General features: G+C 41.8%; 25 protein-coding genes. 23 read left to right on the top strand and 2 right to left on the bottom strand.

Going from position 1 to position 26003, the window contains the following annotated elements:
- Window positions 1–145: 145 nt before the first annotated feature.
- The 3 genes from rnpA to jag all read left to right on the top strand — a co-directional run bounded on the left by rnpA (window position 146) and on the right by jag (window position 2125).
- Window positions 146–517 (top strand): ribonuclease P protein component, encoded by a 372-nt coding sequence (gene rnpA / locus D0469_RS15250; protein ID WP_117327587.1) that lies wholly within the window; start codon window positions 146–148, stop codon window positions 515–517.
- A 196-nt stretch (window positions 518–713) separates the two neighbouring features.
- The gene (gene spoIIIJ / locus D0469_RS15255; protein WP_117327588.1) at window positions 714–1499 is read left to right on the top strand and encodes a YidC family membrane integrase SpoIIIJ; all 786 of its coding nucleotides are present in this window, start codon (window positions 714–716) and stop codon (window positions 1497–1499) included.
- A complete protein-coding gene (gene jag, locus D0469_RS15260; RefSeq protein WP_117327589.1) occupies window positions 1496–2125 on the top strand; it encodes an RNA-binding cell elongation regulator Jag/EloR in 630 nt (209 codons plus the stop codon). The genes spoIIIJ and jag overlap by 4 nt, the downstream gene beginning before the upstream one ends.
- Window positions 2126–2128: 3 nt before the next feature.
- On the opposite strand, the gene D0469_RS15265 is transcribed toward jag, so the two are convergent.
- Complete coding sequence (locus D0469_RS15265; RefSeq protein ID WP_117327590.1) at window positions 2129–2482, bottom strand: hypothetical protein; 354 nt, start codon at window positions 2480–2482, stop codon at window positions 2129–2131.
- A gap of 272 nt (window positions 2483–2754) precedes the next feature.
- Here D0469_RS15265 and mnmE point away from each other — a divergent pair, with 272 nt between their 5' ends.
- The 7 genes from mnmE to D0469_RS15300 all read left to right on the top strand — a co-directional run bounded on the left by mnmE (window position 2755) and on the right by D0469_RS15300 (window position 11228).
- Complete coding sequence (mnmE, locus tag D0469_RS15270) at window positions 2755–4134, top strand: tRNA uridine-5-carboxymethylaminomethyl(34) synthesis GTPase MnmE (RefSeq protein ID WP_117327591.1); 1380 nt, start codon at window positions 2755–2757, stop codon at window positions 4132–4134.
- A gap of 37 nt (window positions 4135–4171) precedes the next feature.
- Window positions 4172–6061, top strand: a complete 1890-nt coding sequence (mnmG, locus tag D0469_RS15275) for a tRNA uridine-5-carboxymethylaminomethyl(34) synthesis enzyme MnmG (RefSeq protein ID WP_117327592.1) — start codon at window positions 4172–4174, stop codon at window positions 6059–6061.
- Between the two features lie 120 nt (window positions 6062–6181).
- Window positions 6182–6898, top strand: a complete 717-nt coding sequence (rsmG, locus tag D0469_RS15280) for a 16S rRNA (guanine(527)-N(7))-methyltransferase RsmG (protein ID WP_117327593.1) — start codon at window positions 6182–6184, stop codon at window positions 6896–6898.
- Between the two features lie 146 nt (window positions 6899–7044).
- Entirely contained in the window at window positions 7045–7905 is an 861-nt protein-coding gene (gene noc, locus D0469_RS15285; RefSeq protein WP_117327684.1) for a nucleoid occlusion protein, read from the top strand.
- Window positions 7906–8771: 866 nt separating this feature from the next.
- Window positions 8772–9533, top strand: a complete 762-nt coding sequence (locus D0469_RS15290; protein WP_117327594.1) for a ParA family protein — start codon at window positions 8772–8774, stop codon at window positions 9531–9533.
- Window positions 9526–10380 (top strand): ParB/RepB/Spo0J family partition protein, encoded by an 855-nt coding sequence (locus D0469_RS15295; RefSeq protein WP_117327595.1) that lies wholly within the window; start codon window positions 9526–9528, stop codon window positions 10378–10380. The genes D0469_RS15290 and D0469_RS15295 overlap by 8 nt, the downstream gene beginning before the upstream one ends.
- 134 nt (window positions 10381–10514) lie before the next feature.
- Window positions 10515–11228 carry a DUF554 domain-containing protein gene (locus tag D0469_RS15300; protein ID WP_117327596.1) on the top strand — a complete coding sequence of 238 codons (714 nt, stop codon included), beginning with the start codon at window positions 10515–10517 and terminating at the stop codon, window positions 11226–11228.
- Between the two features lie 52 nt (window positions 11229–11280).
- Here the strand turns inward: D0469_RS15300 and yyaC are convergent, their stop codons facing one another.
- Entirely contained in the window at window positions 11281–11904 is a 624-nt protein-coding gene (yyaC, locus tag D0469_RS15305; protein ID WP_117327597.1) for a spore protease YyaC, read from the bottom strand.
- Between the two features lie 411 nt (window positions 11905–12315).
- Here yyaC and D0469_RS15310 point away from each other — a divergent pair, with 411 nt between their 5' ends.
- The 13 genes from D0469_RS15310 (at window position 12316) to D0469_RS15375 (ending at window position 25997) form a co-directional block, all read left to right on the top strand.
- Window positions 12316–13212 (top strand): mechanosensitive ion channel family protein, encoded by an 897-nt coding sequence (locus tag D0469_RS15310; RefSeq protein WP_117327598.1) that lies wholly within the window; start codon window positions 12316–12318, stop codon window positions 13210–13212.
- A gap of 14 nt (window positions 13213–13226) precedes the next feature.
- On the top strand, window positions 13227–13424 hold the full coding sequence (locus D0469_RS15315; RefSeq protein ID WP_117327599.1) for a DUF951 domain-containing protein: 198 nt from the start codon (window positions 13227–13229) through the stop codon (window positions 13422–13424).
- 90 nt (window positions 13425–13514) lie between these two features.
- Window positions 13515–15527 (top strand): molybdopterin-dependent oxidoreductase, encoded by a 2013-nt coding sequence (locus D0469_RS15320; protein WP_117327600.1) that lies wholly within the window; start codon window positions 13515–13517, stop codon window positions 15525–15527.
- 154 nt (window positions 15528–15681) lie between these two features.
- Window positions 15682–16782 carry a redox-regulated ATPase YchF gene (gene ychF / locus D0469_RS15325; RefSeq protein ID WP_117327601.1) on the top strand — a complete coding sequence of 367 codons (1101 nt, stop codon included), beginning with the start codon at window positions 15682–15684 and terminating at the stop codon, window positions 16780–16782.
- Window positions 16783–17259: 477 nt separating this feature from the next.
- Entirely contained in the window at window positions 17260–17547 is a 288-nt protein-coding gene (rpsF, locus tag D0469_RS15335; RefSeq protein WP_117327603.1) for a 30S ribosomal protein S6, read from the top strand.
- Window positions 17548–17614: 67 nt separating this feature from the next.
- On the top strand, window positions 17615–18121 hold the full coding sequence (ssb, locus tag D0469_RS15340; protein ID WP_117327604.1) for a single-stranded DNA-binding protein: 507 nt from the start codon (window positions 17615–17617) through the stop codon (window positions 18119–18121).
- A gap of 52 nt (window positions 18122–18173) precedes the next feature.
- The gene (gene rpsR, locus D0469_RS15345) at window positions 18174–18413 is read left to right on the top strand and encodes a 30S ribosomal protein S18 (protein WP_101596180.1); all 240 of its coding nucleotides are present in this window, start codon (window positions 18174–18176) and stop codon (window positions 18411–18413) included.
- 886 nt (window positions 18414–19299) lie between these two features.
- Window positions 19300–19662 carry a DUF2232 domain-containing protein gene (locus D0469_RS15350; protein WP_117327605.1) on the top strand — a complete coding sequence of 121 codons (363 nt, stop codon included), beginning with the start codon at window positions 19300–19302 and terminating at the stop codon, window positions 19660–19662.
- Window positions 19663–19845: 183 nt separating this feature from the next.
- Window positions 19846–21819, top strand: a complete 1974-nt coding sequence (locus D0469_RS15355; RefSeq protein ID WP_117327606.1) for a DHH family phosphoesterase — start codon at window positions 19846–19848, stop codon at window positions 21817–21819.
- Window positions 21816–22265, top strand: a complete 450-nt coding sequence (gene rplI, locus D0469_RS15360; RefSeq protein ID WP_117327607.1) for a 50S ribosomal protein L9 — start codon at window positions 21816–21818, stop codon at window positions 22263–22265. The genes D0469_RS15355 and rplI overlap by 4 nt, the downstream gene beginning before the upstream one ends.
- Before the next feature lie 169 nt (window positions 22266–22434).
- Window positions 22435–23799, top strand: coding sequence for a replicative DNA helicase (gene dnaB, locus D0469_RS15365; RefSeq protein WP_117327608.1), 1365 nt, complete (start codon window positions 22435–22437; stop codon window positions 23797–23799).
- 292 nt (window positions 23800–24091) lie between these two features.
- Window positions 24092–25384, top strand: a complete 1293-nt coding sequence (locus D0469_RS15370; RefSeq protein ID WP_117327609.1) for an adenylosuccinate synthase — start codon at window positions 24092–24094, stop codon at window positions 25382–25384.
- Window positions 25385–25544: 160 nt separating this feature from the next.
- The gene (locus tag D0469_RS15375; RefSeq protein WP_117327610.1) at window positions 25545–25997 is read left to right on the top strand and encodes a hypothetical protein; all 453 of its coding nucleotides are present in this window, start codon (window positions 25545–25547) and stop codon (window positions 25995–25997) included.
- The last annotated feature ends 6 nt before the right edge of the window (window positions 25998–26003 follow it).

A 26003-nucleotide genomic window follows, 5' to 3' on the forward strand; every position in this document is an offset into this window, starting at 1 on the left:
CAAAGCTGTCGCTTTGTTTCGCGGGATGAACCGCTCCGGAGCATTCCTTGTTCTGTGCGTCGGGGCTTTATTTTACGCAGTAAAAAAGTTGCTGGGCGCTGCAGCAGACATCTCTATATGAAAACATGAAATGCAGGTGTATCCAATGAAGAAAAAGTTAAGGATCAAAAAGAATGATGAATTTCAATTGGTTTTTCAAAAAGGGAAATCCTTCGCAAATAGGCAATTCGTTATTTATATCCTTGACAAGCCTGAACAAGATCACTTCCGAATTGGTCTTTCTGTCAGCAAGAAAATTGGAAATGCGGTTATGCGTAACCAAATCAAACGATACATAAGGCAAGCATTCCTCGAATTAATGGATGATGTGAAAATTGGAAGGGATTTAATTATCATCGCCAGAAAGCCTGTGGCGGAAATGGATTTTTTTCAGGTGAAAAACAGTCTGATCCACGTTTTAAAATTAGCGAAAGCATTGCGTTATAACGCAAAATTCCAAAATCCCCGACAAAAATAGTTTTTCTTCGTTTATGGTCCAAAAGAATCTGCATTGTAAGAAAAAAGATGGTACAATACAAAATGGGTATAAATAGCTTTTTTTATTTCTATATTGTAGTAATAGTGAGTTGCTGTTAGAAAGTACTTAAACTTTTGTAAAAAAGGGACAAGTCTACATATTTAAGATAACGTTTGCTATTGGGAGGAAATTACGCTTGAAGAAAAGAATATTTCTTATAGTTGCGATTGTTTCGATGATGGTTCTTTTGGCGGGCTGTACAGAGGTTAATAAACCAATCACCTCAGAAAGCACAGGTTTCTGGAATGAATACATTGTCTATCCATTATCGCTATTGATCGTAAAAGTTTCAGAGCTTCTAGGCGGAAGCTTTGGGCTTGGGATTATTGCCGTAACGATCCTTATTCGTTTAGCGATACTTCCGCTTATGATTAAACAAACGAAAAGCTCAAAGGCGATGCAGGCATTACAGCCTGAAATGGTAAAGCTCAGGGAAAAATACAGCTCAAAGGACGCAGCAACACAGCAGAAGCTTCAGCAGGAAACAATGAAATTGTTCCAGACGCACGGAGTCAATCCACTAGCCGGCTGTTTTCCATTACTGGTACAAATGCCGATTTTAATTGGATTTTACCATGCAATTAGCCGTACAGGGGAAATTGCAAATCATAATTTCCTTTGGTTTGACCTTGGCGCACCTGATCCGATTTATGCTTTGCCGATTATCGCTGGTATTACCACTTTCATTCAGCAGAAAATGATGATGACAGGCACTGATATGAATCCGCAGATGGCTGCCCAAATGAAAATGATGCTTTATGTCATGCCAGTTATGATTGTGGTTTTTGCAATTAATTTCCCTGCAGCACTTTCTTTATATTGGGTAGTCGGAAATATCTTTATGATTGTTCAAACTTACTTTATTAAAGGGCCGGACCTGAAGAAAGCAGCTGCCGGCAATGCGGGAGGAGCCAAAAAGTGAAACAGATAACTGCTACCGGACATTCTGTCGAAGAAGCAGTAGGATCAGCTTTAGCTCAGTTAAATACAACAAGAGACCGCGTAGAAATAGAAATACTTGATGAAGGAAAAAAAGGATTTTTAGGATTGTTTGGTGCAAGACAGGCTGCTGTCAAGGTGGTTATGCCTCTTGATCCTGTTGAAGAAGCTCGTAATTTTCTGAAGAATGTCAGCGAAAAGATGGGTGTGGCAGCAGAGATTGTTATAACAAGAGAAGGAAAGAATGTCACATTTCAGCTGTCAGGTAACAAGATTGCTCTTTTAATTGGAAAACGTGGACAAACTCTGAATTCTCTTCAATATTTGACGCAGCTTGTAGCAAACCGCTACTCAAAACAGTACCTAAATGTTGTGGTTGATGCGGAAGATTACCGGAAACGCCGGAATGAGACGCTCATCCAGCTGGCTGAAAGAATGGCTCATAAAGCACTTCGAACTGGAAGAGAAGTAGCACTTGATCCAATGCCTTCATATGAGCGGAAAGTAATTCATACTGCACTTATGAATTTTACAAAAATCAAAACTTCTTCAAATGGCTCAGAGCCATATCGCCACTTGGTAATCATACCGGAAAAACAATATAAGTAGTTGTTAAAGCCTTGCCTTGCAATTAATTGCCGGCAGGGCTTTTTGTTTTTTAATTTTGGCTATGATAAAGCTCATTGTTAATATGGGCACTTTGTTGATGTCTAGCTGCAGCGCCCAGCAGCTTTTTTTACAGCTTAAAATAAAGCCTCGACGCACAGGACGTTTCTTGTGCAAGGGCGCTTTCGCTTTTCTATATTGGAGGGGAATGTGCGAGACTCCTCGAAAATGCATCCGCATTTTCTCGTGCGGTTGTATATTCGGGGAAGCCAATTTAGCGTTTTGCGGGAAAAGCGAGTACCTGGAGCGGAAATCAAGAGGCAAGTTTAACAGGGCCAAAACTTTAAGAAATTCGTTCATTCTAAAAGAAATCACCAATAAGAACTGCATCTGGATAGCTTATGTGCTCTGCTTTTGAATATAGGATGAAACAGGCTTGGTTAGTTGTTATTCACATGTGGATAAGTTAAAATGAAAGGTACTGAAGAAAAAGATTTGTGGATAACTCTTAATCTGCGGAGATTATCTCTTTAATAGGGAAAAATACTATGGTATTGTAATGGTTTAGGTGGAAAATGCCAATTAGGGAATGAAGATATAAATAGATCCAATTATTGAAAGAGGTGAAAAAATTGGAATTAGATACAATCGCAGCAATTTCCACTCCAATGGGAGAAGGAGCGATTGCAATCGTGCGTCTAAGCGGAGATAAGGCAATAGACATCGCCGATAAAATTTATAAAGGCTCCAAAAGTTTAAAGCAGGTAGATTCGCATACGATTCATTATGGTCATTTGACTAACCCGACGACTGGTGAAACGGTTGAGGAAGTGATGGTTTCTGTAATGAAAGGGCCCAAAACCTTTACACGTGAAGACGTCGTTGAGATTAACTGTCATGGCGGTTTGGTTTCAGTTAACCGGGTCCTTCAGCTTGTATTGAGTAATGGGGCAAAACTTGCCGAGCCAGGGGAATTCACTAAGCGGGCGTTCCTGAATGGCAGGATCGATCTTTCACAGGCGGAGGCGGTTATGGATTTAATCCGTGCTAAAACAGATCGGGCAATGAATGTTGCTCTGGGCCAGATGGAAGGGCGCCTGTCACGCCTAATTCGAAAGCTGCGCCAGGAAATATTAGAAACTCTGGCACATGTGGAAGTTAATATAGATTATCCCGAATACGATGATGTAGAAGAAATGACTCATAAGATGTTTATAGAAAAAGCAGCTTCTGTTAAAAAGGAGCTGGAACATTTACTGCAAACCTCTCAGCAAGGGAAAATATTGCGGGAAGGATTGTCCACTGTAATTATTGGGCGTCCGAACGTAGGAAAATCCTCGCTGTTAAATAGCCTTGTCCATGAAAATAAAGCCATTGTTACAGACATTCCAGGTACGACGCGAGATGTAATTGAAGAATACGTAAACGTTCGGGGAGTTCCATTGAGACTGCTTGATACAGCCGGAATCCGTGAAACTGAAGACATCGTTGAGCGGATTGGGGTTGAACGTTCCCGAGCTGTATTAAGAGAAGCGGACTTAATATTGCTTGTATTGAATTATTCCGATGAGCTGACAGATGAAGATCTGAATTTGTTTAAGGCAGTTGAAGGAATGGATGTAATCGTAATCGTTAATAAGACCGATTTGCCAAGGAAAATTGACCTTGAACGTGTTCGGGAAGCAGCGAAGCAGCATAAAGTAGTTACGACTTCCCTTCTTGAAGATCAGGGTGTGGACGATCTTGAAGAGGCCATTTCTTCTTTATTCTTTGCCGGATCACTGGAAGCGGGAGACATGACTTATGTATCTAATTCTAGGCATATTGCGCTGCTTGGTCAGGCTAAGCAGGCTATCGAGGATGCCATTGATGCGATTGAGATGGGGACACCAATTGATTTAGTTCAAATTGATTTTACTAGGGCATGGGAGCTGCTTGGTGAAATCATTGGAGATAGTGTGCATGAAAGTCTGATTGATCAGTTATTCTCCCAATTCTGTTTAGGTAAATAAAACTGTTTTAATATAATTTTCAAAGGAGGAAACTACAATGCAATATGATGCCGGAAGCTATGATGTTATTGTTGTCGGGGCCGGCCATGCGGGCGTTGAGGCCGGTCTTGCGGCAGCACGTTTAGGCGCAAAGACACTGATGTTAACTATCAATCTGGATATGGTCGCATTTATGCCCTGCAACCCTTCTGTAGGCGGACCTGCTAAGGGGATTGTGGTCAGGGAAATTGATGCTTTGGGCGGGGAAATGGGTAAAAATATTGATAAAACCCATATTCAAATGAGAATGCTGAACACCGGGAAAGGGCCGGCTGTACGTGCTCTCCGTGCCCAGGCTGATAAATTTTTGTACCAGCAGGAAATGAAAAAGACAATTGAGGATGAAGAAAACCTGACTCTAATGCAGGGTCTTGTTGAACGGCTGATTGTGGAAGATGGTGTTTGTAAGGGGGTTATAACTAAGACAGGAGCGGCCTATACTGCAAAAACTGTTGTTATTACAACCGGAACGTTTTTACGCGGGGAAATTATACTTGGCGAACTTAAATATTCTAGCGGTCCAAATAACCAACAGCCATCCATTAAACTTTCAGAGCACTTGGAAGAGTTAGGTTTTGACCTGGTACGGTTTAAAACAGGTACACCTCCCCGAGTGCACAGCCAAACTATTGATTACAGTAAAACGGAGATTCAGCCTGGTGATGATGTACCACGTGCTTTCTCATATGAAACGACTAAATTCATAACTGACCAGCTGCCGTGCTGGTTAACTTATACAAGTCTTGAAACACATCAAATCATTGATGAAAACCTTCATCGCTCACCGATGTATTCAGGAATGATTAAAGGAACTGGCCCGCGTTATTGTCCATCAATTGAAGACAAGGTCGTTAGATTTAATGATAAGCCTCGCCATCAAATCTTCCTTGAGCCTGAGGGGCGAAACACTCATGAGGTATATGTGCAGGGTCTTTCAACAAGCCTTCCGGAGGATGTTCAACGCCGTATTCTTGCATCTATTCCCGGTCTGGAAAATGTACAAATGATGCGTGCAGGATACGCGATTGAATATGATGCAGTGGTGCCGACCCAGTTATGGCCAACCCTGGAAACGAAAAGAGTGAAAAACCTATACACTGCGGGTCAGATTAACGGAACATCCGGCTATGAAGAAGCTGCAGGGCAAGGGCTTATGGCTGGAATAAATGCCGGTTTGAATGCTCTCGAAAAAGAAGAGCTGATTTTGAGCCGTTCGGATGCTTACATTGGGGTTCTGATTGATGACCTGGTTACAAAGGGAACAAATGAACCTTACCGTTTATTGACTTCACGTGCAGAATACCGCTTGCTGCTTCGCCACGATAATGCCGATCTCCGCCTGACTGAGTTTGGGTATAATATCGGTTTGATTAAAGAGGGCCGCTTCAATGCGTTCGTTGCTAAAAAAGAAGCTGTTGAAAGAGAAAAAGCAAGGCTTCAATCAATTTTCATAAAGCCAACACCGCAGGTTCAGGAAATTGTGACACAAAATGGCGGTTCCGAACTCAAGGACGGAATTAGGGCATCCGATTTGTTAAAGCGTCCTGAAATGAGCTATGAACATATCGAACTGTTGGTTCCGAGCGATGAAAAACTTGATTCGGAAGTTACGGAACAGGTGGAAATACAGATTAAATATGAAGGTTATATTGAAAAATCACTTCAGCAGGTCGAACGGCTGAAAAAAATGGAGAACAAAAGGATACCAGAAAATATTGACTACGATGCGATTACAGGGCTAGCCTCTGAAGCGCGTCAAAAACTAAAGGAAGTGCGCCCGTTATCAATGGCTCAGGCTTCCAGAATTTCTGGAGTCAATCCGGCTGATGTTTCCATCCTGCTTGTCTATTTAGAGCAAGGAAAGATCGCAAGAGTATCCAATAGCTAAAGTTTGGCACTAATTTTGGGGTTCCGAAGCTGATTCGGAATTTCTTCGGAACCCTTATACATAGTTTCAAAAGACAAGACAATAATGTAGTGAGTATTCACCGTAAAGGGCTGATACCTAATGGAAATAGAACAATTTACAAAATCGCTTCAGGAGAGGGGAATAACCCTATCTTCCGAACAACTGCGGCAATTTGAACTATATTATCAAATATTGGTCGAATGGAATGGAAAAATGAATTTAACGGCTATCACTGATAAAGAGGAAGTATATTTAAAACATTTTTACGACTCGATCAGTGCTGCCTTTTATTTTGATTTTAGTAAAAGTTATAGTATTTGTGACGTGGGGGCAGGGGCTGGGTTCCCAAGCATTCCGTTAAAAATTTGCCATCCTCACCTAAAGATATCGATAGTAGATTCTTTAAATAAGCGGATTTCATTTTTGCAGCATCTCGCTGATTCACTTTGCCTTAAGAACGTAACCTTTTATCATGACCGGGCAGAAACGTTTGGACAGAAACCGGAACATCGTGAAGCCTATGATATCGTAATGGCAAGAGCAGTTGCCCGTATGTCAGTGTTAAGTGAATTATGTCTTCCATTGGTTAAGCAGGGGGGGACCTTCATAGCTATGAAGGCAGCAAGCGCGGAAGACGAGATGAGAGCGGGAAACAAGGCTGTTGCTACCCTGGGCGGACAAATAGAAGATGTATATTCCTTTACTCTTCCTATTGAAGAAAGCGAAAGGAATATTATTACTGTTCAAAAAGTGAAACCAACCCCGAAAAAATATCCAAGAAAACCTGGTACACCAAATAAAATGCCTTTAGAATAAGAAAAGAGAGATTATGAAAGATATCGAAGGTTTTTGACGAATGCAGATGGGATTAGATTGTTAATTTTGTCTGCTTCTAGGAGGAACCTGTCGCTTCTATAGAGAATATGTATTATGGGGAGTTTCTTAAAGGTGGTGTAGGAAGAATGAAGCATCCTTTTTCGCGTTTTTTCGGGTTAGGCGAAAAAGAAGAACAACAGCCAATCGAATTGGAAAAGCCAAGCAATAATGAAGAAATAAAGCATATTCCGATTGCAGATATTGTACCAAACCGGTATCAGCCAAGAACTGTTTTTAATGAAGATAAAATAGCAGAATTAGCTCAGACAATCCATACGCATGGAATCATCCAGCCAATTGTCGTAAGAGAATTCCAACAGGGGAAATTTGAGATTATTGCCGGTGAACGCAGGTTTAGAGCCATGCAAAAGCTTGGCTGGGATAATGCGCCTGTTCTCGTAAAGGACTTTAATGATACGGAAACCGCTTCTGTGGCGCTTATAGAAAACCTTCAGCGTGAGGAGCTGTCACCAATTGAAGAAGCACTGGCGTACGGTAAGCTCTTGGAGCTTCATAGCCTTACCCAGGAAGCGCTGGCCCAAAGGCTTGGTATTGGCCAATCAACCGTGGCCAATAAGCTCCGGCTGCTTAAGCTTCCTCAACAGGTACAGGATGCCTTGCTCTCAAAACAAATTTCCGAGAGGCATGCACGCTCATTAATTCCGTTAAAGCACCCTGAAATGCAGGTAAAGCTGCTGGAGGAAGTCATTGAAAAAAATCTGAATGTCAAACAAACCGAAGAACGTGTTGTTAAGATGCTCACTAAATCGGATCAAATGCCCAAGCCAAAGAGGAAGGCCTTCAGCAAAGATATGAGAATCGCAGTAAATACAATACGCCAATCTTTGACAATGGTATCTGATAACGGAATAAATCTGGATTCAGAAGAACAGGAATTTGAGGAGTACTACCAATTCACTATTAAAATTCCAAAGAAGAAATCTTAAACTTCTTCATTATCCGGCAGCCTGGCAATCATTTTCAGATGCCAGGCCTTTTTGTCTGGCTATGTTACAGCTCATTGTTGATTTGACACTTTGTTGATGTCTAGATGGAGCGCCGAGCCCCTCGAATGGTGTGACCAAGAGCCGTCACAACCCTTTGTTGCGATCAAGTGCCATCGCAACCTTGGTCATAAGTCAATCACTTCGGAAGGCAAAAAGCGCCTTCTGTCAGCACTTGTCTTATGTTTGTCAGGGATGATCAGGGAGCTTGACGCATTTCCATCCATTTTCTCGTGCAGTGTTTATCCGGGGAATCCAACTCACCATCCTGCGGGAAAAACGGGTCAAGGGAGATCCCACAGGCGCAAGCGCCGAGGAGGCTCCCGAACCGCCCGCGGAAAGCGAGTACCTGTAGCGGAAATCAAGATGCAAGTTTAATAGAGCCTTTTGTTTAAAAAATTACTCTCATCTGCATACATGGATTTCCATGCTATTCCAATCAGCCATTAACCCCCATTTAGCATCCATTCCTCCTAAAAAATCTACTAAGTATCTTGCTGAAAAAGCTGGCCTTTTTCAATTTTGTGACCTCTTTGTACTATCGCCTCCTTAATAATGGTGCCATAGAAGAAAAAGATGTGGATATAAAGGTTTGTTTTTTTATTTGTTTGTTCAAAAACAATATGAATGGTTCTTTTTCATGATAAAATAGATAGGATAATTACTAGTTTATAGTAAACTTATAGAAGCGCTTTTTTATATGGCAAACAACAGCAGTGTCCTTCCTATCCGTCGTCCGCTCTTAAAAGGATGAGCTTAAAGAAGGGTGTGCCTGCAGGATTTTTATTGTTTTGAAGGTAGGTGGCTTCGTGGGAAAAATAATCGCCATTGCAAATCAAAAGGGCGGGGTTGGCAAAACCACAACCTCTGTAAATTTAGGTGCTTGCTTGGCATACATAGGCAAAAAAGTATTAATGGTAGATATAGATCCCCAGGGGAATGCGACAAGCGGAGCTGGCATTGAAAAAGCCGATGTTGAACAATGCATTTACGATGTACTGGTAGATGACGTCGCGGCACGGGAAGTAATTAAGCCTACAAAGGTAGAAAACCTGTATGCTATTCCCGCGACGATTCAGCTCGCAGGGGCGGAAATAGAATTGGTTCCGACAATTTCTAGGGAAGTTCGCTTGAAAAGGGCTTTGGATGAAGTAAAAAACGAATATGACTACATCCTTATCGATTGTCCTCCTTCTTTGGGGCTGCTTACTATTAATTCATTGACAGCAGCAGATGCCGTTTTAATTCCAGTGCAATGTGAATATTACGCGTTAGAGGGATTAAGCCAGCTGTTAAATACAGTACGCATTGTCCAAAAGCATTTAAATAATGACCTGAAAATTGAAGGGGTTCTATTAACAATGCTTGATGCCCGTACCAATTTGGGAATACAGGTTATTGAAGAAGTAAAAAAATATTTTCAGGATAAAGTTTATAAGACAATTATTCCAAGAAACGTCCGTTTAAGCGAAGCACCAAGCCATGGGGAACCGATAATCATTTATGATCCTAAATCAAGAGGAGCGGAAGTTTATCTAGATTTAGCAAAGGAAGTGGTGTCAAATGGCTAAAGGCCTTGGAAAAGGAATTAATGCATTGTTTAACAATCTGGAAGCTGGAAAAGAGGATTCAGTTCAGGAAATCAATATTAAGCAACTTCGGCCAAATCCTTATCAGCCAAGGAAAATTTTTCAAGATGATGCTATTGAAGAGCTTAAGCAATCGATTCAGGAACATGGCATCCTGCAGCCAATAATTGCAAGAAAAAGTATTAAAGGCTATGAAATAGTAGTGGGAGAACGCCGTTTCAGGGCTGCTAAGGCAGCTGGATTAAAGGATGTTCCTGTAGTCGTTAGGGAGCTTAATGAGCAGCAGATGATGGAACTTGCTGTGCTGGAAAATCTTCAGCGAGAGGATTTAAATCCTATTGAAGAAGCAGCTGCTTATCAGACTCTGTTGGAGAAGCTAAAAGTTACCCAGGAACAGCTTGCCAAACGCCTTGGGAAAAGCAGGCCTCATATTGCTAACCATATCCGTTTGCTTTCACTTTCAGACGATATTCAAAATTACATTTCAGAAGGCAAAATTTCTATGGGACACGGGCGTGCTCTGCTTGGTTTAAAAAAGAAGGATCAAATTCCAGCGGTAGTAGAAAAAATTCTGAAGGATGGACTGAATGTAAGACAGCTTGAGCAATACATTCAACAGCTGAATCAAAATGTTCCACGTGGAACTCCGGAAAAAAAGCCAAAAAAGGATATTTTTATTCAGGAACGTGAAAATAGTCTTCGGGAGCGATTTGGCACGACTGTTGTTATTAAGCAAAGCAAGAAAAAGGGAAAGATTGAAATTGAATATTATTCAAAAGAAGATTTAGAGCGGATTTTAGAAATGCTTGAAAACGATCAAACTTCTTAAACCATGTCTATTATGGATCATGGTTTATTTTTTAAGGATAAAAATATTTACCTATATTAAACAGGGAATACGAGTTCCTTCTGAAAAAGAATGTTGCTTTAAAATAGAAATCACTTCAAGAAGGTGCAAATGGAATGGTTTTGTTAGGTACTTTAGTGAACGGGGCCTGTATTATTGCAGGAACTTTGCTCGGCAAGGTTTTTCATCGAATTCCCCAGAAAACAAAGGATACGGTAATGTACGGAATTGGGCTGTCGGTTATAGTGCTTGGCCTGCAAATGGGCTTTAAAAGCCAGCAGTTTTTAATTGTCATTTTAAGCCTTGTGTTTGGGGCAGTACTAGGTGAGTGGATTGATCTGGATTCGAAACTCAACTCGCTTGGGAATTGGCTTGAGCGAAAGCTGGGGGCAAATGAAGCTAATCCTGTTTCCCAGGGATTTGTTACGGCAACGTTAATTTTTGTGATAGGGGCAATGGCTATTATTGGGGCACTTGACAGCGGCATTCGAAATGACCATGACGTGTTATATACAAAGGCAATTATCGATGGATTCACCTCCATCATTCTAGCGACAACTTTAGGGATTGGAGTCCTTTTTTCCGCTGTTCCTGTCATGCTTTATCAGGGGGCGATCGCTATCTTTGCAACAAAAATCGATAAATGGGTACCCCAGGAATTAATGGATTTTTTCATAACTGAGATGACTTCCACAGGCGGGGTCATGATTTTTGCTATTGGGCTAAATTTGATCGGCCTGACAAAGATCAGGGTTGCTAATTTACTTCCTGGCATTTTGGTCACAGGGGTGCTTGTATCGATTTTCTATTATTTTAATATCGAGCTGTAAAGCTGGTTTGTCTCACAGAAGCACGAAAAAACCTTGTAAACTGAACAAGGTTTTACGGTGTTTTTTCCTGGTCGTAAGCCCAGTTCAAATGTGAAAAAGTACGTTTTCGATGGTAGTGGGTGCTGGCAAAATAAATTCCATTTGCAATGGTTTTTGCCATTTTCAAGACCAGATTTAGCCGGGTATTTTGAAGAACCATGAATTCCATGAAACCGCTCACGTTCACGATGCCGGTAATATGGGCTTCTCCTACTTCAGGAAGCTCCTTATTTACTCCAGCCCCTGGCTTGACAGGTCCTTCTCCCACCTGGACAACTCCTACACTTTTCAGTCTGCCTAGACAGGCATCAACCCCAATGATAAAAGGGTTATCGTGCTTTTCGTTTATTTCATTCAGCTTTTCCTGGAGGTTTACTGCATGAATAGGATCTTCCAGTGTTCCATACACATGGAAGTGGGAAGAGATTTTTTCGTGCAATAAAGTTCCAACCAATGGGCCAAGAGAGTCCCCGGTCGAACGGTCTGTTCCGATGCATACAATTACAACAGGCTGAAGATGGCCAGCAGGAAGCAATGAAATCAAACCCTGGGATATTTTTCTTGATGCATCGACATCTTCATACAGAATCCGGTTTACTTTTTCTTTGTCCTCAAAAAAGCGGGGTCTCAGGTTCATTGTTTCCACTCCTCTGTAATAGTACTATAAGTATACGGATAAATAGGGGAATGTATACATACAGCGTGGTAATAGATTTGAAGCTGCTCATTTTCTATTTAAATAATGGGGGAGACGAAGATCGTTGGACTTGTCAACCAGCACATAATCTTTTATAGTACTTAGCAAATAAGATTACAGTTATGAACTAAGGATAAGTAATCGGTTTTCCGGGAATTCTTCTCTTCGGCTGATTTAGAGTTACTCAGTAAGCAAGCCTGGAATAGAGAGTCTTATTTAAAAACCACTACCGATGGAAGTTTTATATATAGTGGAATAAATCCATTTTCATAATGGTTATACCTATATACCCAAAGTATTTCGTGTGAAAAACCACATCTCATAAAAATGCAGTGAAAGAAGGTAACGTTTTTGGGGTATTCAGAAAGGTTCTTTCAGGGATTCACAGAAAAAATAACAAATGAAGAAACATGGCTTACTTTTGGAGAAGCTGTCTTTAAGATTATTATTATTTTGATTCTTTCAGGTATCGTTATAAGGTTGGGGAAATCAGCAATCCGGAAATTCTTCCTGGTAAGGTCGCGAAGCCCGCTAAGAATTTCCGAGCGCAGAGAGGCGACTCTTTCAAAGCTCCTGCAAAATGTACTGACATATGTTGTTTTTTTTATATCTTTAATGATGATTCTTCAGGCAATGACTATTGATGTAAAGGCACTTCTTGCAGGTGCGGGGATCGTTGGCCTTGCTGTTGGTTTCGGTGCACAGAGCCTAGTGAAGGATGTTATTACTGGATTTTTCATCATATTGGAGGATCAGTTCTCAGTCGGGGATTATATCCGTATTGGCCAATTTGAAGGAGATGTAATGGAAATTGGGCTGCGGACAACAAAGATTAAAAGCTTCACAGGAGAACTTCATGTGATTCCAAATGGAAATATTATGGAAGTTACTAATTTTTCTATTCATAATAGTGTAGCGGTTGTGGATATCAGCATTGCCTATGATGGCAATATTGAATTGGCCGAAACCGTTATCAGGGACCTTCTTCAAAAACTTCCCGCTGACTATGAAGATCTGGTGAAGCCTCCTGAATTGCTGGGAGTACAGAATATTGGCCCGGCAGAAGTGGTTATGCGTGTTGTTGCAGAAACAAAACCGATGCGTCACTTTTTTATTGGGAGGGTCCTGAGAAGAGAAATTAAAGAATGTCTCGATGAACATGGCATTGAAATTCCAGTACCGCGCATGGTCATGTATAACCGCTCAGAAGCGAATGGAAAACAAAACAAACTAAATCAGCCTGAGTAAAGGAGGACAAGAGCTTGGAAGGAAAGGAATTTGGGATAAATGACGTTGTAGAAATGAAAAAGCAGCATCCATGCGGAATTAATCGATGGAAAATTATTCGCCTAGGCATGGACATCCGCATTAAATGTGAAGGGTGCGGACATAGCGTGATGCTGCCTAGACGGGAATTTACAAGAAAAATGAAAAAGGTGATTGAGAAGCATGAGGAATAGCATGCTTCTTTTTATATACAGAATGTTTTTCAAAAAACGTATATAATAGAATGATAGTTTTTTTATAAAGAGATGGGAGATGTACCATAAATGGCGCAGATAGCAAAATCCTCCTGTCCGTTGAATTGCTGGGACTGCTGCGGCTTTTCTGTCTCTATTGAGGATGGAAAGATTACAAGTATCGATGGTGATAAAGACCATCCCATTACCCAGGGAAAAATTTGCGGACGAGGCAGAACATTAGTGGATAAAACAAATTCGTCTAAACGCCTCCTTTACCCATTAAAACGTGTGGACGGAAAATTTCTAAGGGTTTCGTGGCAACAGGCATTAGATGAAATTGCAGCTAAAATGGCTGAATTAAAATATAAGTACGGCTCATCATCAATCTTGCATAGCCATGATTATGCAAACAGCGGTTTACTAAAGAATCTTGACCAGCGGTTTTTTAATTGCTTTGGCGGTGTAACCGAAGTAACTGGAAGCATTTGCTGGGGGTCAGGCATTGAGGCTCAAAAATGGGATTTTGGCAATTCACATAGCCATGCCCCGGAAGATTTGTTAAATAGCCGCCATATAGTAATCTGGGGACGGAATGTAGCGAGAACCAATCTTCACTTATTTCAGCGTCTTCAACAAGCAAAGAAAAAAGGGATACCGATTACGGTTATAGACCCAATTTATAATGCTACTGCAAAAATTGCTAATCAACATTTCTCTATAAAACCTGGAATGGATGGGCTGCTAGCAGCGGGTGTAATCAAAGAAATCGTGGAGCAAGGATTGCAGGATAGCCAGTTTATTCAAAACCATTCAGCTGGATTTGAAGATTTACAGTCCCTAATAGAATCCATTTCATTTGAAGAAATTTGTGAAAAAGCTGAAGTTTCAAGGGAAATCATTACTTATTTGGCACAGGTATATGCGGGCGGGCCTGTTTCCACTTTTATAGGACTTGGCATGCAGCGCTACAGCAACGGCGGAAATACCATCCGTTTAATTGATGCACTAGTGGCGATTAGCGGCAATATCGGGATTCCGGGCGGAGGAGCTAATTTCGGAAAGCTTCAGGTTGGCCAATCCTTTGACATCGGAGCATTAGCGTTGCCAGAAAGGAAAAAGGAAAGCCGTCAATTTACAATGATGAAACAAGCGGAAGGGATTTTGAATGCTAAAAATCCAGGGATCAAAATGGTCTTTGTAACCTGCGGCAATCCAGCCTTGCAGGTGCCTGATTCCAATCACGTAGAAAAGGCGTTCCGATCGGCTGAAACGGTCGTTGTTATTGATCATTTTTTAACCGACACAGCTCTTCTGGCTGATTATGTGCTTCCATCTACCACAGTTTTTGAAGAAGAAGATATCTATTATTCATCAATGGATCATCATTATGTAAATTATGGACCGAAGCTAGTGGACGCGCCAGGAGAAACAAAATCGGATCTATGGGTTTGGACGGAGCTCGCTGAAAGGTTAGGGTTCGGGGAAGCTTTCCATTTTACCCGCCAGGAATTCATTGCTATGGGGCTAAAGCCTTTAGCGTCATTAGGGATTACCTATGAATCACTAAAGGAAGCTAACCATAAAGAACTTCCTGTGAAAAAGGTGCCATGGCAAAACAAACAATTTCAAACGCCAAGCGGCAAATATGAATTTACATCCCAGCTTGGCCAAATAAAGGGATATGAAAGTAAGCTTGCTTTAACATTGCCAGCTGAATCAAAATGGACAAATCCATATCAGGCTAAAAAGTATCCTTATTCCTTGCTAACTATCCATCCGCTTAGGTCAAATCATTCTCAGCATTACGACTTAATTCAAGGGCTTGGCAGGCTCAAGGTTGAAATCAGCCCGGATCTTTCTGAGAATCTGCAAATTTCGGAGGGAGATCTTGTCCGGGTTTGGAATGAGCGGGGGGAAGTCAATGGGTTCGCCGCTGTAATGAAAGCAGCTCACCCAGGGACAATTAATATTGATGAGGGAATCTGGAAAAAGTTTGGCGGAAGCATTAACGTCCTGACATCTGATCGGGAATCTGATAACGGAATGGGCAGCACGGTTTATGATTGCTTGGTCAATATCGAAAAGATTACGCAGTTGTGATAATTACCATATCGCCCCAGATGCTTGTATTTTTTACATTCAATCTCTATAATTGTGAAAGGTTCATAGAAACTCGAAATGGTACCGTCCTATAGTATAAAAGTAGGGCTTTTAAACAATAGATTGCCGAATTTCAAGAGGAGTGAAAGTAAAAATGGCTTTAACAGCAGGTATTGTCGGTTTGCCGAATGTCGGGAAGTCGACTTTGTTTAATGCAATTACCCAGGCTGGCGCTGAGTCCGCCAACTATCCATTCTGTACGATCGACCCGAATGTAGGAATTGTTGAAGTTCCCGACCATCGTTTGCAAAAGCTGACAGAACTAGTTCAGCCAAAAAAAACGGTTCCAACTGCCTTTGAGTTTACCGATATTGCCGGTATCGTTAAAGGAGCTAGCCAGGGAGAAGGTCTTGGAAACAAGTTCTTATCTCATATTCGCCAAGTTGATGCAATTTGCCAGGTTGTTCGCTGTTTTGCTGATGAAAATATCACTCATGTCTCCGGAAAAGTAGATCCAATCGATGATATTGAAGTCATAAATCTCGAACTGATTCTTGCTGACCTGGAATCTGTTAATAAGCGTATTGAACGCGTTGGAAAAATGGCCAAGCAAAAAGACAAGGATGCCATGTTCGAACATGAAGTGCTTGTAGCTATAAAGGAAGCGCTGGAAAGTGAGAAGCCAGCACGCACCGTAGAAGTTTCCGATGAGCAGCAACGGATTGTTAAAGGTTTGCATTTGCTGACAGCGAAGCCGATGTTATATGTAGCAAATGTTAGTGAAGATGAGGTCGCTAATGCAGACGATAATGAATATGTTCAAAAAGTCCGTGAGTACGCGGCTAACGAAAACGCTGAAGTAATTGTTATTTGTGCAAAAATCGAAGAAGAAATTGCTGAGCTTGAAGGAGAAGAAAAAGAAATGTTCTTATCCGAGCTCGGCATTGAAGAGTCCGGATTGGATCAATTAATCCGAGCTTCTTATAGCTTACTTGGCCTGGCAACGTATTTTACAGCAGGAGTTCAGGAAGTTCGTGCCTGGACATTCAGACGCGGTATTAAAGCACCACAATGTGCAGGAATTATTCACTCTGACTTTGAGCGCGGCTTTATCCGAGCAGAAACTGTTGCTTATGATGATCTGTTGGCTGCCGGAAGCCATACTGCTGCAAAAGAAGCAGGAAAAGTCCGTTTAGAAGGTAAAGACTATGTTGTTCAAGACGGAGATGTTATCCATTTCCGCTTTAATGTATAAGAAAAGCGGAAGCGCCCTGGTCAGTCCCGACAAGCATAAGACAAGCACTGACAGAAGGCGCTTTTTGCCTTCCGAAGTGATTGGCTTATGACCTCGAGGGGCTGGGCGCTGAAGCTGGACATAAAGAAAAGCGGAAGCGCCCTGGCAGAGGAAGAACGGCTAAAGGTCGCCACTAGCACATCCTGTGCGTCGGGGCTTTATTTTTCTGCGAAAAAAAGTTATTTTAATCTTGTAAAGAAAAACGCTCTGCAGAAATTTTTCTGCAGAGATTTTTATTGATATATTTTCTTTTTATAGAATCACACTTTTAGTCTGGATTTCGCAGCTGCCCTATGTTGCAGATCTTTTGCTTTAAAAGAAATGCCTGAATCTCATTGCAATGTCCAGAAAGCTATGATATAATTTCGTATTGTGAGTAATTAAGATAATTGCTCCTTGCCCCAATGGGGCCGCTTAGACCAAAAGGAGGTGACAGTGATGAGAAAATACGAAGTTATGTATATCATCCGTCCAAACATTGAGGAAGACGCAAAGAAAGCTCTAGTTGAGCGTTTCAACACAATTCTTTCTGATAATGGCGCGGAAGTTAACGAATCAAAAGAATGGGGTAAACGCCGTCTTGCTTACGAAATCAATGATTTCCGTGACGGTTACTACATGCTTTTAAAAGTTAACGCTGAGGCTGCTGCGGTTCAAGAATTCGACCGTCTTGCAAAAATTAACGAAGACATTATCCGTCATATCGTAGTTAAAGAAGAAGAATAATTCCATATAAATAAAAAATTCCGAAATTGTTTCACATGAAACAACCTTTGGAAGGGAGTTGATTCTGATGATGAATCGCGTTATTTTGGTAGGGCGCTTAACAAAGGATCCTGAATTGCGATACACACCAAATGGAGTGCCTGTTGCCACGTTTACTTTAGCTGTAAACCGTGCGTTTACGAATCAGCAGGGAGAGCGGGAAGCAGACTTTATCAATTGTGTTGTTTGGCGTAAACCGGCAGAGAATGTTGCCAACTACTTGAAAAAAGGAAGTTTGGCCGGCGTGGATGGACGAGTCCAGACACGCAACTATGAAGGACAAGACGGCAAACGTGTGTATGTGACAGAGATTCTGGCTGAAAGCGTTCAGTTCCTTGAGCCGAGAAGCAGTTCTGCAGGTGAAAGAAATGAAGGCGGTCCTTATGGAAATCAGCCGCAGCGTAATAATGATTTTTCATATGGACAACAGAATCAGAATCAACGAAACAACAACAACTATACTCGTGTAGATGATGATCCATTTGCTAATGACGGTAAAACTATCGACATTTCAGATGACGATTTGCCATTCTAACGACGAAATAAGGCCTTGAATATATGATAATTAAAGAAGGAGGGAAATTGACATGGCAGGAGGACGTAAAGGCGGACGTGCTAAACGTCGTAAGGTGTGTTACTTCACATCTAACGGAATCACTAAGATTGATTACAAGGATGTTGATCTTCTTAAGAAGTTCATCTCTGAGCGTGGTAAAATTTTGCCGCGCCGTGTAACTGGAACAAGTGCAAAATACCAACGCAAATTGACGATTGCAATTAAACGCTCTCGTACAATGGCATTACTACCATACGTATCTGGTGAGTAATAAATAACAAAGAAGCGGGAACTCATTCCTGCTTCTTTTTTTATTGCTATTAGAAATTATAAAATTTTCGAGTTGTAAATAACAAAAGCAGTGGGTCTATCTCGTGTTCCAGCACCCAGCTACTTTTTTTACGGTGTAAAATAAAGCACCGACGCACAGGACGTGCTACTGCAGCACCACCACAGAGCAAGATAGGCTTCGAGCCATATATCGCATGAAACAAGATAAAAGCTTTGTGAGGAAGAGGAGAACTTAGCCTTAGTTCCTCTAACCAGGGCGATTCCGCCTTTGTTCTATCCAGGTTCTTCTTCTAAATAGAAAACACAGACTTCGTGAGTCACCTGATAAACGCTCTGATGAAATATTCCGCGAAAAAAAGCACAAACCGAATGGCTCGTGCTTTTTTTCGTCCCACATAGAGCGGGATTCAGGGGGAATTTACTAAATCGCAGTGAAAGAATCTAGCGCTGAGTATATCGGTTCAGTGCCGTCGTTCCTATCACCCGATCAGCAAACCTTCCATTCAAGGCATCCAATACGGACCTTGAAGTCGCTGTTAAACAATTCATTGCTTACCAGTCCCTTCTGTACTGTATTGTTAACCCTTGGACCATCTATTTACCCCCCATATTAAGTAATAAAACCTTTTACTCATATTTTTACGGGGATTAAAGTTATCTTATTTTGTTCTCCTGTGATAAGATAGTAACCAAAAAAAGCGGGTCACAAATGCATTGAAAGAGAGCGGTAAGTTTGAAAGATAAGGGTAATAATAGGTAGAATGTATATAGGTCCTTTCTGTTACCTTAAAATTTTGAGGGTTTTAACCTAGCCGTATTAATGGGCTTTCATTTTATAGATAATAGCTTGTTTTTCGGGCAGGGATATGAAGAATCAGAAAAAAATTAGCATCCTTGGGCGAGTGCCTGGTGCGGAGGACAGGGAACGATTTTTTAGTGATGAACTCGTTGCTTCACAGCCTTTGGTTATCCTTTTTTTATTGATGTCCCTCCTGATATTATCCGCAGCTCGTCCGAGAGTAAAAAGATTCACAGATGAAAGGCTTCCGCGGTTTTTTGTAAAAGAACTTAGATTCCCTGGCAGCTTTTTATGGTATTATTTAATTGTAATGATTATTTCTTTTTATTCTAGGACTGCTGAAGCTGGCAGCCTTTATACTGTGCTGTCATTTTTCTTGTTTGTACTGCAATTTTTTGTTGCTTCAGGGATTTTCTTTCACGGACAATAATGGGTGGCTAAATGCAGCGCCAATGCTGGCGGTTGCTTTATCGTTCGTCCTTCCAGGGTACTATCGATAATCAGGATTTTTGGGAATTATAAACCGTGGATTCCCAAGCAGGAGCAAATGCAGAGAAGATAGCTGGCTTATAGCCGGACATTACTTTTAACAGGCGCTTTAGGAGCTGAAAATATGCCATCTTACTTAAAGAATCAGTCGATTAGGTATCCGTTATTCGGATTGCTTGGTATTGTGATGCTCTTGCTGATCGTACTGGCTTATCATCAATGGCTGATAGCACTTTTAGGCCTTATAGTCATATCGATATTGTTTTATTTCACTTTTTCGATTGATATAAAAAAGCGCCGTGAAACGGAAGAATATATTTCGACACTCTCCTACCGGCTCAAAAAGGTTGGCGAGGAAGCCCTCCTTGAAATGCCAATTGGTATCATGTTAATCAATGACGATTTGTATATTGAGTGGACTAATCCGTTTATGGCATCTTGTTTTGATGAAGATTCGCTTGTTGGCAGATCCCTCTATGATGTAGCCGACTCAATTGTTCCTTTTATCAAACAAGAAATGGAAAACGAAACGGTAACACTGCAGGAAAGAAAATTTCGTGTCATCCATAAGAAGGAAGAAAGACTTTTATATTTCTTTGATGTAACCGAGCAGGCAGAAATAGAAAAAATGTATGAAGCGGAACGGACAGTTATCTCAACCATTTTTCTTGATAATTATGATGACCTTACACAAGGTATGGATGATCAAAGGAAGAGCAGTATCAATAGCCTTGTCACGTCCTTGCTTGATAAGTGGGCAAAGGAAAATGGTGTCTTCTTAAAAAGAACTTCATCTGAACGGTTTATTGCTATTTATAATGAACAAATTTTGACTCAGCTTGAAAGGTCCAAGTTTTCCATTTTAGATGAGATACGTGACGCAACGGCTAAACAAAATGTTCCGCTGACATTGAGCATTGGGGTAGGATCAGGTGTTTACTCTTTGCCTGAGCTGGGCCAGCTTGCACAATCAAGCCTTGATCTTGCACTTGGCCGCGGCGGTGACCAGGTAGCGATTAAGTTAACCAACGGGAAAGTGAAATTCTATGGCGGAAAGACAAACCCGATTGAGAAGCGTACAAGGGTTCGTGCCCGGGTCATTTCCCATGCAATAAAGGATATTGTCCTTGATAGCGACAAAGTTATTGTTATGGGCCATAAGTTTCCTGATATGGATGCAATTGGTTCCGCTATTGGTATTGCAAAGGTTGCTCAGCTGAATAATCGGGAAGCGTTTATAGTTGTTAATTTTGCGGAAATTGACATGAGTGTTCAGAGGCTTATGGCAGAAATCCGCAACAAACCTGAATTATATGCACGCTTCATCACTCCGGAAGAAGCCTACGACATGATAACGGATGAAACTCTTCTTGTTGTTGTAGACACCCATAGACCGTCAATGGTTATTGATGAAAGATTGTTAAATAGAATTGACAAGGTGGTAGTCATCGACCATCATCGGCGTGGAGAAGAATTTATTGATCAGCCGCTGCTTGTTTATATGGAGCCTTATGCATCCTCGACAGCTGAGCTGGTCACGGAGCTGCTGGAATACCAGCCAAAACGCAGCAAGGTGGATATGCTGGAAGCAACCGCACTGCTCGCTGGGATCATTGTCGATACAAAGAGCTTTACACTTCGGACCGGTTCCCGTACGTTTGATGCGGCTTCCTATTTGCGGGCCCAGGGAGCCGACACTGTTCTGGTTCAGAAATTCCTGAAGGAGGATGTTGATACGTATATCAGGCGCTCCAAGCTGATTGAAACGGTATCCTTTTATCGGAAGGGCATTGCTATTGCAAAAGGCGGACCTGACCAAATCAATAATCAGGTGCTGATTGCCCAGGCTGCCGATACGCTTTTGACCATGGACGGGGTAGCAGCTTCCTTTGCAATTTCCAAGCGTGACGAGAATATGATTGGAATCAGCGCAAGGTCCCTTGGCGACGTTAATGTCCAGATTATTATGGAAAGCCTCGGCGGAGGCGGCCATCTCACTAATGCGGCCACACAGCTTACAGACATTTCTGTTGATGAAGCAGAACTGCGTTTAATCGAAGCTATAGATGAATATTTAGAAGGGGGAAAAACAGAATGAAGGTAATCTTTCTGAAAGATGTTAAAGGAAAAGGAAAAAAAGGGGAAGTTAAAAATGTGGCTGACGGCTATGCTCATAATTTCCTTATTAAGCAAGGCCTTGCTGTTGAGGCATCCAATTCAAGCATGAAAACACTGGAAGCACAGCAAAACAAAGAACAGAAAATAGCAGAGCAGGAGCTTCAACAAGCAAAGGAGCTTAAGGAAAACCTTGATAAGCTAACTGTTGAATTGAGCGCAAAAGCAGGTGAAGGCGGCCGCCTGTTCGGTTCGATTACTACAAAACAAGTGGCTGAAGAGCTGCAAAAAACATATGGTATTAAAATCGATAAGCGTAAAATGGAGCTGCCAGAAGGCATCCGTTCTCTTGGCCACACAAAAATTCCTGTAAAGCTTCATCAGGAAGTAACAGCAACACTAACTGTTCATGTAAAAGAAATTAACTAATTTTTGATATTTTTATCTGGCCGTAAAGTTGGTAGAATAGATAGTAAGCCAAAAAAATGTGATAGAACCTGATTGGTTCCATCACATTTTTTCTGTTAGCGTTATTTTTGATTATGAGTATTAGAGATAACTAGACTGTAAAGAAATTCCTCGCAAAGGAGGTTACTATATGAATGAATTGTTTCAAGATCGTTTGCCTCCACAGAATATTGAGGCTGAGCAAGCGGTTTTAGGTGCTATTTTTCTCGAGCCTTCTTCTTTGATTCAAGCCTCCGAGGCATTGATTCCAGAGGACTTTTATAGATCCGCCCACCAAAAGATTTTTAACGTGATGCTAAAGCTCAGCGATAACGGGAAGGCCGTCGATTTGATTACGGTCACCGAAGAGCTGGCTGCATCCAAAACTCTTGAGGAAGTTGGCGGGATTTCGTATTTGACTGAGCTTGCCGGATCTGTGCCGACCGCTGCCAATATCGAATATTATGTGAAAATTGTAGAAGAAAAATCGCTGCTGCGTAGATTGATCCGCACTGCCACTACGATTGCGCAGGATGGATATAGCAGGGAAGATGAAGTAGATGGCCTGCTGAGCGAGGCTGAAAAAAATATTATGGAAGTCGCCAACCGGAAAAATGCAGGTGCCTTTCAAAATATTAAGGATGTCTTAGTCAGGACATATGACAATATTGAAGTTCTCACAAACCGCAAGGGAGACGTTACAGGTATCCCGACAGGGTTTGCTGAGCTTGACCGGATGACGGCTGGTTTCCAGAGGAACGACCTAATTATTGTTGCTGCCCGTCCTTCTGTAGGTAAAACAGCCTTTGCCCTAAATATTGCTCAGAATGTTGCCACAAAAACGGAAGAGAATGTAGCGATATTCAGTTTGGAGATGGGGGCAGAACAGCTTGTCATGCGTATGCTTTGCGCTGAAGGCAATATCAACGCCCAAAACCTTCGGACAGGCTCATTGACTGATGAGGATTGGCGCAAGCTAACAATGGCAATGGGAAGCCTCTCAAACGCGGGTATCTATATTGATGATACCCCGGGAGTGCGAATTGGCGATATCCGCTCAAAATGCCGCCGGCTGAAGCAGGAGCAAGGCCTTGGCATGATTCTGATAGATTATTTGCAGCTGATACAAGGGAATGGACGCTCCGGAGAAAACCGCCAGCAGGAGGTTTCGGAGATTTCCCGTTCACTTAAAGCACTGGCAAGGGAGCTGCAGGTTCCCGTAATAGCCCTTTCCCAGCTTTCCCGTGGAGTGGAACAGCGGCAGGATAAGCGGCCAATGATGTCAGATATCCGTGAATCAGGAAGTATTGAGCAGGATGCTGATATTGTTGCCTTCCTTTATCGTGATGATTACTATGATAAGGAATCGGAAAACAAAAATATCATTGAAATCATTATTGCAAAACAGCGTAACGGCCCGGTAGGCACCGTTTCACTTGCCTTTGTAAAAGAGTATAATAAATTCGTAAATCTGGAGCGGCGGTTTGATGATGCCGGAGTACCGCCTGGGGCTTAAAACAAAACAATGACTACATCCTGTCAGTTTTTTACTGACGGGATATTTTTTTGTCCGGCAGAAAGGCAGCATCCGTTTCTGGGAAAGCGTTAATGCTATGATTATTTTATATAAAGTAAGGGATTACTATTGAGTGTACTTTCTTTATTTTTTATACGAACGAAATATTAATATTAAATAAAAATGTTCGGATATTTATTGACATACCCCTAGTTTTCTTGTTAAGCTTAATCTGTTTGTATGAGAACCGGTGATAATCCGGTAAAACGTGAACCTTTGGAGGTGCTTTGGAATGTCTTCAGTCGTAGTTGTTGGAACACAATGGGGAGATGAAGGGAAAGGCAAGATCACCGATTTTTTATCAGAAAACGCAGAAGCGATCGCACGTTATCAAGGCGGAAACAACGCAGGGCATACCATTAAGTTTGACGGAGTTACTTATAAGCTTCACTTGATTCCATCTGGAATTTTCTATAGCGACAAAATTTGTGTAATCGGAAATGGGATGGTAGTAGATCCGAAAGCGCTTATAAAAGAGCTTGAGTATTTACATAACCACGGGGTATCAACCGATAATCTAAGAATAAGCAACCGTGCGCATGTTATCCTTCCTTACCACTTAAAGCTGGATGAGGTAGAAGAAGAGCGCAAGGGTGCTAACAAGATTGGAACAACAAAAAAGGGAATCGGCCCGGCATATATGGATAAAGCAGCACGTATGGGTATCCGGATGGCGGATTTGCTCGACCGTGAAATTTTTGAAGAAAAACTTTCAAGAAATCTTGAAGAAAAGAACCGATTATTGGAGCGCTTTTATGAAACGGAAGGCTTTACAATCGAGGAAATCCTTGACGAGTATTATCAATATGGCCAGCAGGTCAAAAAATACGTCTGTGATACTTCTGTTGTTCTCAACGATGCTCTTGATGAAGGCCGCCGTGTCCTGTTTGAAGGTGCACAGGGTGTAATGCTTGATATCGACCAGGGAACATATCCGTTCGTTACATCTTCCAACCCAGTGGCCGGTGGAGTGACAATCGGTTCTGGAGTAGGTCCTACAAAGATTAACCACGTAGTTGGAGTATGTAAGGCCTATACAACACGTGTTGGTGATGGACCATTCCCTACTGAGCTGGATAATGAAATTGGCCATCAAATCCGTGAAGTCGGACGTGAATATGGTACAACGACTGGCCGCCCGCGCCGTGTCGGCTGGTTTGATTCTGTTGTAGTCCGCCATGCACGCCGCGTCAGTGGAATTACGGACCTTTCTTTAAACTCCATTGATGTATTGACAGGAATTGAAACATTAAAAATCTGTGTGGCTTACCGCTATAAAGGGGAAGTTATCGAAGAGTTTCCTGCCAGCTTGAAGGTTCTTGCGGAATGTGAACCTGTATTTGAAGAGCTGCCGGGCTGGAGTGAGGATATTACTGGCTGTAAATCTCTTGATGAACTGCCTGCGAATGCCCGCCACTATCTGGAGCGAGTTTCACAGCTTACTGGCGTGCCTCTTTCCATTTTCTCAGTGGGTCCTGACCGCGCCCAGACGAACGTTGTCAGAAGCCCTTGGCGCCAAGTATAACAATAAATAGATTAAATCACCCTGCCATGGTACATATGGCAGGGCATTTTTAGTTTTTAAAAAGGTACATCGGGTTAAAACTATAAGGATTTGAGAAAATGAAACCTTATGTCAGATATTTCGTATAATAAGAGACAAAATAAGAAATCGAGGTAGTTATATGAACAGGCCTGTTTTGGAGTATCGCCTTTTAAAGGCTACAGAGGATTACACAGCACTATACCATTACGAGCATATTGAACTGGAGCAAATAGCGGCACGGCGAGAGTGTGAGTTTTTTGTAAAAGAAGGTGTAACTTACAAACAGGTATCATCAGCCAAAGAACAGAAATTGTATATCATATATGTAAAAATTCACGAGGAAAGTCCTCGGGAACCTGTTGATCCGGCTGGAATCGGAACAATGAAGCTAGAAGTAAGGGAGTTGGATGCGATAAGAAATCATCCGGTGATTGATTCCTTTTACCTCGATAATCATATGCAGGTTCTAGGGGTTATTGGCTGCACCTTTCATTATTTCCAAGGGAAGGAATGGGAAAGAGATTCAGCCGAAATTGACGAGGACCGCAGGGTATATGTGCTATATGTTTCACCGACCGGCTTAACTATTTAAGGCAGG

The organism is Peribacillus saganii (genome assembly GCF_003429095.1).
In the GTDB taxonomy this organism is placed as follows: domain Bacteria; phylum Bacillota; class Bacilli; order Bacillales; family DSM-1321; genus Peribacillus; species Peribacillus saganii.

Excerpts from the sequence above, each read along its gene's own strand:
- ssb (WP_117327604.1), top strand. The coding sequence starts at position 17,615 with ATGATGAATCGCGTTATTTTGGTAGGGCGCTTAACAAAGGATCCTGAA.
- noc (WP_117327684.1), top strand. The coding sequence starts at position 7,045 with ATGAAGCATCCTTTTTCGCGTTTTTTCGGGTTAGGCGAAAAAGAAGAA.
- mnmG (WP_117327592.1), top strand. The coding sequence starts at position 4,172 with ATGCAATATGATGCCGGAAGCTATGATGTTATTGTTGTCGGGGCCGGC.
- D0469_RS15265 (WP_117327590.1), bottom strand. The coding sequence starts at position 2,482 with ATGAACGAATTTCTTAAAGTTTTGGCCCTGTTAAACTTGCCTCTTGAT.
- rpsF (WP_117327603.1), top strand. The coding sequence starts at position 17,260 with ATGAGAAAATACGAAGTTATGTATATCATCCGTCCAAACATTGAGGAA.
- D0469_RS15320 (WP_117327600.1), top strand. The coding sequence starts at position 13,515 with ATGGCGCAGATAGCAAAATCCTCCTGTCCGTTGAATTGCTGGGACTGC.
- ychF (WP_117327601.1), top strand. The coding sequence starts at position 15,682 with ATGGCTTTAACAGCAGGTATTGTCGGTTTGCCGAATGTCGGGAAGTCG.
- D0469_RS15355 (WP_117327606.1), top strand. The coding sequence starts at position 19,846 with ATGCCATCTTACTTAAAGAATCAGTCGATTAGGTATCCGTTATTCGGA.
- D0469_RS15375 (WP_117327610.1), top strand. The coding sequence starts at position 25,545 with ATGAACAGGCCTGTTTTGGAGTATCGCCTTTTAAAGGCTACAGAGGAT.
- rsmG (WP_117327593.1), top strand. The coding sequence starts at position 6,182 with ATGGAAATAGAACAATTTACAAAATCGCTTCAGGAGAGGGGAATAACC.
- D0469_RS15370 (WP_117327609.1), top strand. The coding sequence starts at position 24,092 with ATGTCTTCAGTCGTAGTTGTTGGAACACAATGGGGAGATGAAGGGAAA.
- rnpA (WP_117327587.1), top strand. The coding sequence starts at position 146 with ATGAAGAAAAAGTTAAGGATCAAAAAGAATGATGAATTTCAATTGGTT.
- D0469_RS15295 (WP_117327595.1), top strand. The coding sequence starts at position 9,526 with ATGGCTAAAGGCCTTGGAAAAGGAATTAATGCATTGTTTAACAATCTG.
- yyaC (WP_117327597.1), bottom strand. The coding sequence starts at position 11,904 with ATGAACCTGAGACCCCGCTTTTTTGAGGACAAAGAAAAAGTAAACCGG.
- D0469_RS15350 (WP_117327605.1), top strand. The coding sequence starts at position 19,300 with ATGAAGAATCAGAAAAAAATTAGCATCCTTGGGCGAGTGCCTGGTGCG.
- dnaB (WP_117327608.1), top strand. The coding sequence starts at position 22,435 with ATGAATGAATTGTTTCAAGATCGTTTGCCTCCACAGAATATTGAGGCT.
- rpsR (WP_101596180.1), top strand. The coding sequence starts at position 18,174 with ATGGCAGGAGGACGTAAAGGCGGACGTGCTAAACGTCGTAAGGTGTGT.
- D0469_RS15300 (WP_117327596.1), top strand. The coding sequence starts at position 10,515 with ATGGTTTTGTTAGGTACTTTAGTGAACGGGGCCTGTATTATTGCAGGA.
- rplI (WP_117327607.1), top strand. The coding sequence starts at position 21,816 with ATGAAGGTAATCTTTCTGAAAGATGTTAAAGGAAAAGGAAAAAAAGGG.